The following is a 13,462-nucleotide window of genomic DNA, read 5'->3' as shown; positions in this document are numbered from 1 at the left end:
AACGCCCCGCCTCCCGCCCTGCCCTCCGCCACGCTATCTTGTTCCCCGCCCCGACGGGAGCCGGTGTACTCAGAGAGAAACCCGCACATGATCCAACCACGCTCGCGCGCCGCCATCGCCCTCGCGCTCACGCTGGCCTGCACCGCGACGCTCGCCGCGCAGGCGCCGGGCACCGCGCGGACCGGGCCGGTCTTCGTGAACGGCATGGCACAGATCGTCCCAGCCTTCGCCGACTCCTCGCAGTGGATCCGGCAGAACCTCTGGGTGGAGACGGACTTCGACTCCGACCGCGACGGGCGCAACGACCGCCTGCACGTGGACGTGACGCGGCCGCGCCAGACGGAAACCGAGGGCCTCAAGGTGCCGGTCGTGTACGGGTCGAGCCCCTACTACGCCGGCGTATCGCGCACGTTCGCGTTCTGGGACGTGCGCCAGGAGCTCGGCCAGCCCTCGCCCGCGCGCGGCGCGATGTCCGGTCCGCCGCACGACCCCAAGCGCACGCGCATCTCCAACGACCTCGTGCGCACCTGGGTGCCGCGCGGCTTCGCGGTGGTGCATTCCGATGCGCCGGGCACCGGCCGCTCCCAGGGGTGCGTGACCATCGGCGACACGCCCGAGCGCACGGCGATGAAGTTCGTCGTCGACTGGCTGAACGGACGCGCGAGAGGCTACACGACCGCGGAGGGGACGCAGCAGGTGACGGCGACGTCGTGGTCCACCGGCAAGGTGGGGATGATCGGCACGTCGTACGAGGGCACCCTGCCGCTGGCCGCGGCCACGACGGGAGTCGCGGGGCTCGAAGTCGTCGTCCCGGTCTCGGCGAACACGTCGTACTACCACTACTACCGTTCGAACGGGCTGGTGCGCTCGCCGGGCGGGTATCTGGGCGAAGACGTGGACGTGCTCTACGACTTCGTCGCCAGCGGCCCGACCGCCATGCGCGCGACCTGCGACCGCATCGTAAAGGGCGGCCTCTTCGCCTCGGGGCAGGACCGCGCGAGCGGCGACTACAACGATTTCTGGGCCTCGCGCGAGCTGCTGCCGCACGTCAAGAACATCAGGGCGGCGGTGCTGCTGGCGCACGGGCTCAACGACTTCAACGTCATGCCGTCGCACACGGTGCGGATCTACGAGGCGATGAAGGCGAACGGCCTGCCCGTCTCCATGTACCTCCACCAGGGCGGCCACGGGGGCGATCCGCCGTTCGAGATGGTGAACCGCTGGTTCACGCACTACCTGTACGGCGTGGACAACGGCGTCCAGCGCGATCCGCCGGTGTGGATCGTCTCGAGCACCGCGGCCGGGCCGAGGGCGCGGATGCCCGCGCCTGTTCCCTTTGCGTCGTTCCCGGTGCCGGGCTCGGCGCCCGTCGTCCTCTATCCCACGGATGGCGGCAACGGCATCGCCGCCCTCGCCCTGCGGCCGTCGCGGGGACTCGACTCCATCGTCGACGACGCGTCCGTCAGCGGCAGCGCCAGTGCCCGCGCGCCGCGCTCGGCCCATCGCCTCCTCTTCGCCACGGCGCCGCTCGCCGATTCGCTGCACATCTCGGGAACGCCGCGCGTGACGGTGCGCGTCGCCGTGGACCGGCCCGCGGCCAATCTCAGCGTGTGGGTGGTGACGCTGCCCTACGACGCGACGGAGATCGGCGCCGCCGGCCGCGCGGGCGTGGTGACGCGCGGCTGGGCCGACATCCAGAACCATGCATCGCTCACGCGCGGCGGCATCTACGCATCCACGCGCCGCGGCGAGCCGCTCGTCCCGGGCCGGTACTACGACCTGACGTTCGACCTGGAGCCGGACGACCAGGTCATCCCCACGGGGCGGCAGTTGGGCATCATGATCATGTCCACCGACCCGGAATTCACCCTCTCGCCGCGGGCAGGCACGCGGCTGACCGTGGATCTCGCGGGGACGTCGTTCACGCTGCCGGTGGTGGGCGGCCGCGCGGCGTTCACGCGCGCGGGCGGCGTGCGGCGCGACCCCTGATCCAGGCGGGCGTGCCGCGCGGCACGAAATGCGGCACCAGTGCCATCAGGACTTACCTCAACCTGTTTTCGATACGATGAGTCTGGATACGAGCAAGTTCATCTACGTCATGAAGGACCTCCGCAAGGTGGTCCCGCCCAGCCGCGAGATCCTCAAGGGGATCTGGCTCTCCTTCTATCCGGGCGCCAAGATCGGCGTCGTGGGCTCCAACGGCAGCGGCAAGAGCACGCTGCTGCGCATCATGGCCGGCGTCGACAAGGACTTCATCGGCGAGGCGTGGGCCGCCGCCGGCACTCGCATCGGCTACCTGGCGCAGGAGCCGCAGCTCGATGCGTCGCTGGACGTGCGCGGCAACGTGGAAGAGGCCGTCCGCCACCAGCGCGACGTCCTCCGCCGCTACGAGGAAGTCAACAACTCGTTCGGCGACGAGAACGCGGACATGGACGCGCTCATCGAGGAGCAGGCGCGGCTTCAGGACCAGATCGACGCCGGCAACCTGTGGGAGCTCGACCGCAAGATCGAGATCGCCATGGACGCCCTCCGCCTTCCCCCGGGCGAGGCGGAAGTCACCAACCTTTCCGGCGGCGAGCGGCGCCGCGTGGCGCTCTGCAAGGTGCTCCTCGAAGAGCCGGACATGCTCCTCCTCGACGAGCCCACCAACCACCTGGACGCCGAGTCGGTGGCGTGGCTGGAGCACCACCTCTCCGAGTTCAAGGGGACGATCGTGGCCATCACCCACGACCGCTACTTCCTGGACAACGTGGCCGAGTGGATCCTGGAGCTGGACCGCGGCGAGGGGATTCCGTGGAAGGGCAACTACACCTCGTGGCTGGAGCAGAAGCAGGAGCGGCTGGCCAAGGAGGAGAAGCACGCCTCCGCCCGCCAGCGCACCCTTCAGCACGAGCTGGAGTGGGTGCGGATGGCGCCGCGAGCGCGCCAGGCCAAGAGCAAGGCCCGCATCACCGCCTACGAAGAGCTGCTGAACGCCGACCAGCGCGAGCGCACCTCCACCGCCGAGATCATCATCCCCGCCGGCCCGCGCCTCGGTGAAGAGGTCGTCGTGGCCGACCACCTCACGAAGGCGTTCGGCGACAAGCTGCTGATCGACAACCTGGAGTTCCGCCTTCCGCGCGGCGGCATCGTGGGCGTGATCGGCCCCAACGGTGCCGGCAAGACGACGCTCTTCCGCATGATCACCGGCGGCGAGCAGCCGGACGCGGGCGCGCTCAAGGTGGGCTCCACCGTGCAGCTGGCCTACGTGGACCAGAGCCGCGACACCCTGAACGCGGACAAGTCCGTCTACGACGAGATCTCAGGCGGCCAGGAGACGCTGGAGCTCGGCAAGGTGAAGGTGAACGCGCGCGCCTACTGCTCGTGGTTCAACTTCAAGGGATCGGACCAGCAGAAGAAGGTGGGCACCCTGTCCGGCGGCGAGCGCAACCGGGTGCACCTGGCCAAGGTGCTCAAGTCCGGCGGCAACCTGATCCTCCTGGACGAGCCCACCAACGACCTGGACGTCGACACCCTGCGCGCGCTGGAAGAGGCGCTGCTGGACTTCGCCGGCTGCGCCGTCGTGATCTCCCACGACCGGTGGTTCTTGGACCGCATCGCCACGCACATCCTCGCCTTTGAGGGCGAGAGCAACGTGGTGTGGTTCGAGGGCAATTACCGCGAATACGAACTCGACAAGAAGCGCCGCCTCGGCGCCGACGCCGACATCCCGCACCGCATCCGCTACCGCAAGCTGGTGCGGGCCTGACCCCAGAGGCCCAAACAGCAGGGCTCACGCGGAGACGCGGAGGCACGGAGAGATGTTCTTCTCCGTGCCTCCGTGTTTTGGGCATTTAAAACACATAACGGGATTCACATGACGAAATGATGCGCTCAGGCAAGCTTCAGCCGATGCGGTTGCCGCACGCCTATTCGGCCAGTGGATGTACGGTCCGGTATCAATGTTGGCGGTGTTTTGCGGAACGGGGGTGATCAGCTTGTGCGCCGGAGAGGCCGTGATTATCCTCGCACTCCAAGCAGGTCGCGAGCCGTCCTCCTCCTCCAGATTGAAGATGGCGATCTTCGATGTGACGATCACCGAAGTGCTGAACGAGCGTCTTGCGGCGCTCGAGAAGCATTTCGAAGCGGATGTCATCTTTTACTTCGGAGAGATCAACCCCGGTTACATAAAGGTGTTCAGGGACTTCATTGAGCGCCTCAAGGCAGATCCCGCCGCACGGGACCGGCTCGTCGTGGTGCTGAATACCCCTGGCGGTAGCGCCGAAATGGTGGAGAAGATGGTCGAGATCATCCGGCACCACTACGCCGAAGTGTATTTCGTCGTGCCTGATTTCGCGATGTCGGCAGGAACGATCTTTTGTATGTCGGGCGACAAGATCTACATGGATTATTCGTCCTCACTTGGGCCGATCGATCCCCAAGTCTTTAACGGGAAAGACTGGGTACCCGCGCTGGGCTATCTGGACAAGGTTGAGGAGCTGATCAAGAAAGCGCAGGCCCAGCAGATCAGCCGCGCCGAGTTTCTGATTCTGCAGAGCCAGGATCTCGCCACGCTCAGCCGGTGTGAGCAGGCGAGAGACCTGACGATTACGCTTCTCAAGAAGTGGTTGGTGGAGTATAAGTTCAAGGATTGGACCGTACACCAGACCACCCCCGAGAAGCTGCACCAGCCGGTTACACTAGAAGAGAAGCGCGAACGGGCAGAAGAGATTGCGCGTATCCTGGGAAGTAACAAGAAGTGGCACTCACACGAGCGTATGTTGGGGATCGAAACGGTGCGGCGTGACCTTCGGCTCCAGGTGGAGGACTACTCGGCGGACGAGACCCTGAAGGGATTGGTTCGTGCGTACAACGATCTGATGATCGAATACATCGCGCGCATCGAGCTTCCCGTTTTCATGCACAGCCGAATCTAAGGAGATCTCGATGACTCTCGTGGATCAACTGCGCCAGATCGCGGCACAGCAGGCGAGCTCTGTCCCGGGGGAGTCGGAATATCGCGAAATGGAAGAGTTCTATCGCGAAATGGTTCGGCTCGGCATCGCAAAGAAGAACGTGTACGAGTTTCCGCATCTCGACACGACCGGCAGGAGTTTACACCGAAAACGCGTGCGCAGTGGGAAGGTGGCTTAGTTTCGTAGAGGATCCGGCCTGAACAGTTAGCCGAAGCACTGAGTTATGAAGATAGAGCGGGTTGGGTAAATTCACCCAACCCGCTCTCGTCTATGTCCTCCGGGGAACCCGTCGCCGGGCGCGAATCCGAAGGCCCCTTGTACCAACGATGATATAGTCCGCGCCCGTTGTCAACGCGTCCCGAATGCGCCAGCCACACCCCTACTTGTACCGCACCAGCGCCCACGCCACGCTCGGCAGCGGCGAACCGTTCCAGGCGGCGGCCAGCGAGTAGGCTCCGCCCTGGCCGTCGTCGTCGATGAGGAGGTAGTTGGGGCTGCTGGAGACGGGGGAGACGGAGGCGGCGTTGCCCCAGACTTCGGCGACGGCGCCGTAGTTGACGCGGGTGGCGGTGCCGCCCGTGCGGAGGACGGCCGGGGCCCCCCACCCCTGCGTCGGGTTGGGGCCGGAGGAGGCGCTCAGGAAGGCGCGGTTCTGGAAGACGTCGCTCGCGCTGGCGTCGTCCACGGCCTGGCTGAGGGTCCAGGTGAGGAGGGCGCTCCCCGGCTCCCAGCCCGCGCCCAGCAGCGGGCGGACGCGCGCGGCCAGCCCCTCGCGTCTCGCGCCCGATGCCGAGTAGCCGTACCAGCCGTCCAGCGAGCCGCGCACCACCGAGGACAGCGCGGCATCCCACGTGGCGCCCTCGCGCACCATGCGCGTGGCCAGGTCAAGGCAGAAGCTCGCGGCGCTGGCGTACCCCTGCGAGAAGTTGTCGCGCGTGCTGGCGGCGAGGAGGGCGTACGGCGCCGACGCGGGCTGCTCCACCGCGCGCGCCCAGTCCCAGTTGGAGTTGGGCTCGATCCGCAGGTAGCGGCCCACGAGCCACCAGCCCAGCAGGTCGGCGGTTCCCTCGATGGACCACGTGGCGCCCGTCTGCCACTCGTGCGCGCCGGCGGGGCGCGTGTCGGCGGCGTACTGCGCCTGCCAGGCGTGCGCGATCTCGTGCGAGATCAGGCGAAGCGCGCTGGCCGAGCTCGGCAGCGGCGTGGCGAGGTTGAGGTGCGTGACGGAGTGCACGCGCCCGTCCACCTCGGCGGACTCGCTGAAGCCCAGATAGGCGGAGTTGTCGCGCGCGGCCAGCACCAGGAGCTGGCCCGACCCGGCGCTTGTGGTAGGCGCGCTGGAGGTGATGACGCGGCGGTACATACCCGCACCCTCGGCGGCGAAGAAGCGGAGGGCGCTGTCCGCGCGCGCCAGCCACGCGTCCACGCCCCCGTCCGCGGTCTGCCCCTCGGCGGCGGCGAGCACCAGGCCGCCTTCGTAGACGGCGAGGACCCGGGTGGTGAGGAGCGTGTCGGCCGATGGGTCCATCGCCCGGAACCGGTCGCCGACGCGCCAGGGGGTGGAGCGGGCGAAGACGCGGGCATCGCGGTCGCTGACGTCCGCGCCGGCGCCGGAGAGGCTCGACCGCATCCGCTCGGGCGCGGGGGCGTGCGAGTAGCTCGGCGCGAGCGAGGATGCGCGAGCCGCGGTTCCGTCGCCGCGAACGGTGACGGTGTAGCGCGCGGGGCCGTTGAGGTAGCCCTCGTACCCGCTCTGCGCGCGCGCCGTCTGGCGCGTGTCGACGAAGGCGAGGGCGTAGCGCGCGCCCGGCTCCGGCGCCAGGAGGAGGCAGTGCGCGGCGCGCGGGGTTAGCTGGAGCGCCTGACCGACCGCCAGCTTCACGTCGCCGCGGCGGCGGCGGCGCACTTCGATGCCGGCGGCCATGTCGGCGCCCTGCACCTGGAGCGGCTGGCGCGTGGCCCCGGCGGAACAGTCCGGCGCATCCATCGAGGGGAGGGTGACGAGGAGCGTCGCGCTGTCGCCGCCCACGAGCTGCGCCGGGGTGCCGCCCACCATCACCGAGCCGGCCGCCAGCGCGTCCATCCGGTAGCCGCGTAGCCGCAGCGTGTCGCCGTCGCCGATCGCGCTCGCGCTGGCCGCGACGATGGCGGGCCTGCGCGGGCGCACCTGCACCGTCACCACCGCCGGCGCCGATCCGAACGCCGTCACCTGCAGCGTGGCCGATCCCGGCGCCGAGGCCAGGATGACGCCGCGAGCGAGCGCCGCCGCATCCAGCACCGCCGCCTCGGACAGGTGCCGCACCTCAGTGCGCAGCGAGAGCGCGGGGGTGCGGGTGCTCTGCCCGTCCAGGATGGCCGTCAGTGCCGCGCTGTCGCCGAGCGCCTCGAGCACCACGTTCGTCCGGTCCAGCCGCAGCGATGAAGCCGAGCCGCCGCCGGCGCTGGATGGACCCGTGGGGCTGCCGCACCCGGCGAGGAGCGTGGCGGCGATACCGAAACGGAGTGTGGCGAGCAAGTGGCGCATGATCTTGGCGGCACGGTGTGACCGAACAGGGGAGGCGGGAGTCCCGCACGCCCTCCATAAGGCAACCGGCGCACCGTGCGGCCACAAACCGCAACCCGTTGCGGCACAATCACATAACGATCACTCCACACCTGGCGGAACTGTACGCCGATCAGACGGCACCACCCACCTTCCATATCTAACCACTTGCGCCATCTTTACTTACGTGATCTGGTCAGGAATTGGACGCACATTGCCGCGTTCCGTAAAACGCGAGCGCCTAAAAAGAGCGCGTGCCTCCGCGGCCTCTCCTCTGCGTCTCCGCGCCTCCGCGTGAGCCCCGCTGTTTCCCACACGCAAGAAGAGCCGCCCCTCTCGGAGCGGCCCTTCTCGTTGCCCTGCCTTCGTCCGAAGACGACGGAAGTGCTTCAGACCGGGGTGACGTTCTCAGCCGCGGGGCCCTTCTGGCCCTGGACGACGTCGAACTCGACCTTCTGCCCCTCGGCGAGGGTCCGGAAACCCTGGGCCTGGATGGCGGAGTGGTGCACGAAGCAGTCCTTGTCGCCATTGTCCGGCGTGATGAAGCCAAAGCCCTTGCTGTCGTTGAACCACTTCACGGTTCCGCTGGTACGCATTCTCCGAACTCCAGTTGTTTGTTACCGACTGCCGAGGTGCGGATTGTCCGTACCAACCGACCGCCTGTGTTCTGCGGGTCTTACGCCCCCCGCTTCGGGCGCTCGCGACAGATATGAAAAGGGGAACCGGACTGTTGCGTCCAGGTTCCCATCTCACACTGGAATCAGCGTCGATTGGTACCGACGACTATCGCGCTCAACAATATCGCGTGAAAGCACCGCCCTGTCAAGAATCTTGTTGATCCGCGCCGCACGAGGCGCTCGGACGGGATCTCTGTATCCGCGCATCCCGTTGCGATGAATGCCGTTCCGGGACGTGCTCCTTTCGGCGGCGGACGGACGTTCGTACCTTGGGCCGCATCCGAAGTGCCGGCCAGAACGCCCATCCGGAGGGATCCGTGATCCGCGCAACGCTCGCCCTGTCGCTCGCCGCGGCCGTCGCCGCACCCCTCGCCGCGCAGCAGCCGCGGGCCACCAACTACCCGGTGCGCGGCACCGGCACCGTGGTGCTGCACGCCGCGCGGCTGATCGACGGCACCGGCGCCGCGCCCATCTCCAACGCGGTGGTGGTGGTGACGAACGACCGCATCCTCGCCGCCGGGCGGCGCGGGAGCGTGCCCGAGCCCGCGGGCGCGCGCGTGGTGGAGCTGGGCGACGCGACCCTCCTCCCCGGCTTCATCGACGCGCACGTCCACATCATGGGCCGCACGCTGGGCGACCCCGCGGGTGACGACGCGGCCGTGCGCGACTTCCCCGCCACCGCGGCCATCCTGGGCGTGGAGAACGCGCGGCGGACGCTGATGGCCGGCTTCACCACCGTCCGCAACGCCGGCTCGGACGACTTCGCGGACGTGGCGCTGCGCAACGCCATCAACCAGGGGGTCGTCGTGGGGCCGCGCATCCTGGCCAGCGGCCACGCCATCGGCATCACGGGCGGGCATTGCGACGAGAACGGCTTCCGGCCCGGGCTGCTGGAGAGCGACTACCGCCACGGCGTCGCCAACACGCCGGACGAGGTGGCCGCGGCCGAGCGCTACCAGGCCAAGTACGGCGCGGACGTCATCAAGATCTGCGCGACGGGTGGCGTCCTGTCGGAAGGCGACGCGGTGGGCGTGCAGCAGCTCTCCGACGCGGAGCTGCGGGCCGCCGTGGAGGAGGCGCGGCTGCTGGAGCGCAAGGTGATGGCGCACGCCCACGGCGCCGATGGGATCCGGGCCGCCGTGCGCGCGGGGGTCGCATCCATCGAGCACGGCTCCTTTCTGGACCAGGAGGGAGCGCGGCTGATGAGGCAGCGCGGCACCTACCTGGTCCCCACCCTGAGCGCGGGCGAGACGGTGCTGCGCGCGGCCGACAGCGGCGTCCTCACCGGCCAGCGGGCGGAGAAGGCGCGCGCCGCCGGCACCGCCATGCGCAACACCACCCGCATGGCCGCGCGGATGGGCGTGCCGATCGCCCTCGGCACGGATGCGGGGGTGGGTGCGCACGGCGCCAACGGCCACGAGTTCACGCTGATGGTCGAGTGGAGCGGCCTCACGCCGATGCAGTCGATCCAGGCCGGCACCCTGAGCGCCGCGCGCCTGCTGGGCGTGGACCGCGAGGTCGGCACGCTCGCCGCCGGCAAGATGGCGGACGTCGTGGCCGTCCCCGGCGATCCCACGCGCGACATCCGGGCGATGGAGCGGCCGGTGTTCGTGATGCGGGGCGGGGTGGTGCACAAGCAGCCGTAGAAAAGCCTCACACAGAGAACACGGAGGAAACTGAAAGCACAGAGAAACCCTTTGCGGTTCTCTCTGTGGCTCTGTGTGAGGCCTTTTTTACTACGCGGCGGCCATCTCCGTCAGCACCGCGTCGCCCGCGCCGGGGACGCCGGTCAGGTACTCGACGAGGGCGCGGCGCAAGCAGTCGATGAGCTGCGGGATGGGGACGGGGACGCCCAGCTTCACGGACTGGAAGAGCATCCCGTCGCGCGCCGCCAGGATCAGCCCGGCAGCGTGCTCGGGAGGGATGTCCTGGCGGAAGACGCCTTCGTCCTGCCCCCGCTGCACCAGCGCCGCGAGCGCGGACAGGTACGCCTCGTGGCGCCCCTGGATGTTGGCGCGCACCGCGGGGATCTCGCCCGCGGAGAGCCACAGGTCCACGACGGCGCGGCGTGCGGCGTTGTCGTGCGGGTCCTGCGACGACTGCTTGTAGCTCTCCAGGAACTCGATGAGCTGGTGCTGCGCGCTCACCCCCTCGCGCGGGGAGAGGATGGAGATCTGCGTCTCCAGGTAGCGGTCCGCGATGGCGAGGAGGATCGCTTCCTTGCTGTCGAAATACGGGTACAGCCCGCCCTTGGTGAGCCCCACCGCCTCGGCGATGGTCCGCATGTTTGTGCCCGCGCAGCCGTGCTCGGCCAGGCACTCCACGGCGGCCTGGAAGATGGCCTCCCGGCGGTCTTCGCGGCGCTCCTCGGTGATTCTCGGCATGCGGACGTTGCGCTTGCTGCAGGTGAGCGGGCAAAACGGCGGTTTCTACCTCTTCATTGGTATGCGTCCTACCGCCGGAAAGCAAGAGGATCGGCAGGCCCCCTCCCCCCGGCCCCCTCCCCCGCCTGCGGGGGCGCAGGGCGGGTGAGGGGGAGAACTACCCTTTGCATCGCACAGATCCCGTAATGGCCGGCGCTGCTCCGCTGCCAGGTTGGATGCACCGAACCCTGTAGGGGCCGCCCCACGTGGCTGCCCGTGCCTTCCCGTGCGACGAACCCTGCGGTCCGGCACCGATCCACGACTGCCCCAATCAAAAGCGGGCCGAGGCATCTGCCCCGGCCCGCTCTGTACGGTTCTTCGTGCCGCGTTACGCCGGCTTCGGGCCCGCCGTACGCACGGCCTCGGGGACGCGGTCGGCGAACTGCTCGAAGTTGGCGATGAACTTGTCCGCCAGGTCGCGCGCCTGCTTGTCGAAGGCGTCCTTGTCCTCCCAGGTGTCGCGCGGAATGAGGACGTCCGCGGGGACGCCCGGGATCGAGGTGGGGATCTGCAGGCGGAAGAACGGGGACTCGGTGGTCTCCACGTCGTCCAGCTCGCCGGCGAGGGCGGCGCGCACCATGGCGCGCGTGTAGGAGAGCTTCATCCTCGAGCCCACGCCGTACGGCCCGCCCGTCCACCCCGTGTTCACCAGCCACACGCGCGAGCCGTGCTCCTCGATGCGCTGGCCCAGCAGGTCCGCGTACACGCCCGGGTGCAGCGGCAGGAAGACCTGGCCGAAGCACGCCGAGAAAGTGGGCTGCGGCTCCTTCACCCCGCGCTCCGTACCGGCCACCTTCGCCGTGTAGCCGCTGAGGAAGTAGAACATCGCCTGCTCCGCCGAGAGCCGCGAGATGGGGGGGAGCACGCCGTACGCATCGGCCGTCAGGAAGACGATGTTGCGCGGGTGGCCGCCCTGCGCCTCGGGGACGAAGTTGGCGATGTAGTGCAGCGGGTACGAGATGCGCGTGTTCTCGGTGATCGAGATGTCGTCGAAGTCCACGCGGCGCTTCTCGTCCACGATGCAGTTCTCCAGCACCGTGCCGAACATGCGCGTGGTGGCGTAGATCTCAGGCTCGCCCTCGGGCGAGAGCTTCACGGCCTTGGCGTAGCAGCCGCCCTCGAAGTTGAAGATCCCCCGGTCCGTCCACCCGTGCTCGTCGTCGCCGATCAGCCCGCGCTCCGGATCGGCCGAGAGCGTGGTCTTGCCGGTGCCGCTCAGGCCGAAGAAGAGCGCCGTGTCGCCGTCCGGCCCCACGTTGGCCGAGCAGTGCATCGCCAGCACGCCCTGCTTGGGGAGCAGGTAGTTGAGGATGCTGAAGATGGACTTCTTGAGCTCGCCCGCGTAGCGCGTCCCCCCGATCATCACCTCTTTCGCGGTGAAGTTGACCAGGATGAAGGTGGTGGAGCGGGTGCCGTGCTTCTCGGGATCGGCCTCGTACTCGGGGGCGTGCAGGATGGTGAAGCCGGGGACCATCGCGTCCAGCTCCGCGTCGTCGGGACGGCGGAACATGTTGTTGGCGAAGAGGTTGTGCCACGCGTTGGGGGTGATCACCCGCACCGCCAGCCGGTACTCCGGGTCGGCGCCGGCCCACATGTCGCGCACGAAGAGGTCCTGCCCCTCCAGGTGCCCGAGCACGTCCTCGCGCAGCGCCGCGTAGTGCTCCGGAGAGATGGGCTGGTTCACCTTCCCCCACCACACGTCCGCCTCGGTGTTTTCGTCGCGCACCACGAACTTGTCGTTGGGCGAGCGGCCGGTGTGCGGCTTGGTGACGGCGTTGAAGGGCCCCCCCTCCACCAGGATCCCCTCCCGCCGGCGGATGGCGTGCTCCACGAGCTCGGTGGGGGTCAGGTTCCAGAACACGGTTCCGGGGTTCCGGATCCCATGGTTGTCCAGCCCATGCCGGCTTTCGCGCCCGAACGCGGGTGCGTCCGAGGAAGGGTTCAGCGTCGTGGCCATCGGCATCCATCTCGTGTCGTGAGTGCAGCACGCCCCCAGCCCAATGGTCGGCCGGAGGCGGTGGAGAGGGGACACTGTAGCATCGCGCGCCGGAACAGGCAAGGTGAGCGCGATTCACCACATAGGATGGGCTGTGGCGTGAGGAAGTGCGTGAGTGCGTTAGTGCGTGAGTGCGCTGGTTGTTGATGCACGAACGCCCGCCCCGGCCGAAGCGGGGGCGGGCGTCCTTGGCGAGGGCTGCGTGGATCAGTCGCCGTGGGGCGAGCCGATCTGGCGCGGGCCCGTGTAGAGCTGGAGCGTGTAGTCCGAGCCGGTGAGGTAGCCGGGGAGCTTGCGCGGGTTGAACACCGAGAGCGAGGCGACGGCGCCGCCCGTGTACCACGACGGAGCCTCGGTCACGCGCAGGTGGCAGCCGGCAAGCACCAGGCCGGCGGTGGGGACGTCGTTGCTGACCAGGGTGCACCCGCCGCGCGCCGTGACCGGCCCCTCGGGGAGGTCGAAGCGCACGTAGAACTCCTGCCGCAGGTCGGGCGGAAAGCGCGGGTCGGTGATGCGCGCGCACGCCGTGGCCGTGCCGATGCGGCGGGCGCTGCGGTTGACGATGCGGCCTTCCTGGCCGTTGGATGCCTCGGAGTAGAGCACCGCCCCGAAGCGCACGTTGGAGGTGAAGCCCGCCGCCGCGCACACCGCGGGGTCAGGCGTGACCGAAGGGTCCTCTTCGGAGCGGAAGCGCAGCACCTCCACACCGTCACGATTCGGGCCGCCGCCCTCGTCCGCGGTGGCCGCCGCGTTCAGCGCGGGTCCGCTCGGCACGTCCTGCTGCACCGGCGAGGTGCGTCCTTCGTCACAGGCCGCAAGGGCAAGCACCAGCGCCGCGGCGCCGAGAGTGCGAGTGATGGGGTTCATTT

10 protein-coding genes are annotated in these 13,462 nt (G+C 68.8%); 5 read left to right on the top strand and 5 right to left on the bottom strand.

The features are described from left to right. Positions 1–87: 87 nt before the first annotated feature. The 4 genes from VF647_15285 (at position 88) to VF647_15270 (ending at position 5,133) form a co-directional block, all read left to right on the top strand. Positions 88–1,989 carry a Xaa-Pro dipeptidyl-peptidase gene (locus tag VF647_15285; GenBank protein HEX8453464.1) on the top strand — a complete coding sequence of 634 codons (1,902 nt, stop codon included), beginning with the start codon at positions 88–90 and terminating at the stop codon, positions 1,987–1,989. Positions 1,990–2,065: 76 nt separating this feature from the next. Next, positions 2,066–3,748 (top strand): energy-dependent translational throttle protein EttA, encoded by a 1,683-nt coding sequence (ettA, locus tag VF647_15280; protein HEX8453463.1) that lies wholly within the window; start codon positions 2,066–2,068, stop codon positions 3,746–3,748. 304 nt (positions 3,749–4,052) lie between these two features. After that, positions 4,053–4,916, top strand: coding sequence for a hypothetical protein (locus tag VF647_15275; GenBank protein HEX8453462.1), 864 nt, complete (start codon positions 4,053–4,055; stop codon positions 4,914–4,916). 10 nt (positions 4,917–4,926) lie between these two features. Continuing rightward, a complete protein-coding gene (locus VF647_15270) occupies positions 4,927–5,133 on the top strand; it encodes a hypothetical protein (GenBank protein HEX8453461.1) in 207 nt (68 codons plus the stop codon). A gap of 201 nt (positions 5,134–5,334) precedes the next feature. Here VF647_15270 and VF647_15265 read toward each other — a convergent pair whose 3' ends face one another. Both VF647_15265 and VF647_15260 read right to left on the bottom strand, forming a co-directional pair. Then, positions 5,335–7,479, bottom strand: a complete 2,145-nt coding sequence (locus VF647_15265; protein ID HEX8453460.1) for a hypothetical protein — start codon at positions 7,477–7,479, stop codon at positions 5,335–5,337. A gap of 407 nt (positions 7,480–7,886) precedes the next feature. Continuing rightward, on the bottom strand, positions 7,887–8,093 hold the full coding sequence (locus VF647_15260) for a cold-shock protein (GenBank protein HEX8453459.1): 207 nt from the start codon (positions 8,091–8,093) through the stop codon (positions 7,887–7,889). Positions 8,094–8,491: 398 nt separating this feature from the next. On the opposite strand from VF647_15260, the gene VF647_15255 reads away from it, so the two are divergent. Then, on the top strand, positions 8,492–9,820 hold the full coding sequence (locus tag VF647_15255; protein ID HEX8453458.1) for an amidohydrolase family protein: 1,329 nt from the start codon (positions 8,492–8,494) through the stop codon (positions 9,818–9,820). 90 nt (positions 9,821–9,910) lie between these two features. Here VF647_15255 and VF647_15250 read toward each other — a convergent pair whose 3' ends face one another. From VF647_15250 to VF647_15240, 3 genes are all read right to left on the bottom strand, one after another. Continuing rightward, positions 9,911–10,558, bottom strand: coding sequence for a TetR/AcrR family transcriptional regulator (locus VF647_15250; GenBank protein ID HEX8453457.1), 648 nt, complete (start codon positions 10,556–10,558; stop codon positions 9,911–9,913). Positions 10,559–10,925: 367 nt separating this feature from the next. Further along, positions 10,926–12,560 (bottom strand): phosphoenolpyruvate carboxykinase (ATP), encoded by a 1,635-nt coding sequence (gene pckA / locus VF647_15245; protein ID HEX8453456.1) that lies wholly within the window; start codon positions 12,558–12,560, stop codon positions 10,926–10,928. Positions 12,561–12,800: 240 nt separating this feature from the next. After that, positions 12,801–13,460 (bottom strand): hypothetical protein, encoded by a 660-nt coding sequence (locus VF647_15240; GenBank protein ID HEX8453455.1) that lies wholly within the window; start codon positions 13,458–13,460, stop codon positions 12,801–12,803. Positions 13,461–13,462: the final 2 nt, after the last annotated feature.

This window comes from Longimicrobium sp. (assembly GCA_036387335.1).
Lineage (GTDB): Bacteria > Gemmatimonadota > Gemmatimonadetes > Longimicrobiales > Longimicrobiaceae > Longimicrobium.
This window is presented reverse-complemented; position numbering and strand designations above follow the sequence as displayed.

Coding starts and splice junctions, on each gene's coding strand:
- VF647_15285 (HEX8453464.1), top strand. CDS start 88: ATGATCCAACCACGCTCGCGCGCCGCCATCGCCCTCGCGCTCACGCTG.
- ettA (HEX8453463.1), top strand. CDS start 2,066: ATGAGTCTGGATACGAGCAAGTTCATCTACGTCATGAAGGACCTCCGC.
- VF647_15270 (HEX8453461.1), top strand. CDS start 4,927: ATGACTCTCGTGGATCAACTGCGCCAGATCGCGGCACAGCAGGCGAGC.
- VF647_15275 (HEX8453462.1), top strand. CDS start 4,053: ATGGCGATCTTCGATGTGACGATCACCGAAGTGCTGAACGAGCGTCTT.
- pckA (HEX8453456.1), bottom strand. CDS start 12,560: ATGCCGATGGCCACGACGCTGAACCCTTCCTCGGACGCACCCGCGTTC.
- VF647_15265 (HEX8453460.1), bottom strand. CDS start 7,479: ATGCGCCACTTGCTCGCCACACTCCGTTTCGGTATCGCCGCCACGCTC.
- VF647_15260 (HEX8453459.1), bottom strand. CDS start 8,093: ATGCGTACCAGCGGAACCGTGAAGTGGTTCAACGACAGCAAGGGCTTT.
- VF647_15240 (HEX8453455.1), bottom strand. CDS start 13,460: ATGAACCCCATCACTCGCACTCTCGGCGCCGCGGCGCTGGTGCTTGCC.
- VF647_15250 (HEX8453457.1), bottom strand. CDS start 10,558: ATGCCGAGAATCACCGAGGAGCGCCGCGAAGACCGCCGGGAGGCCATC.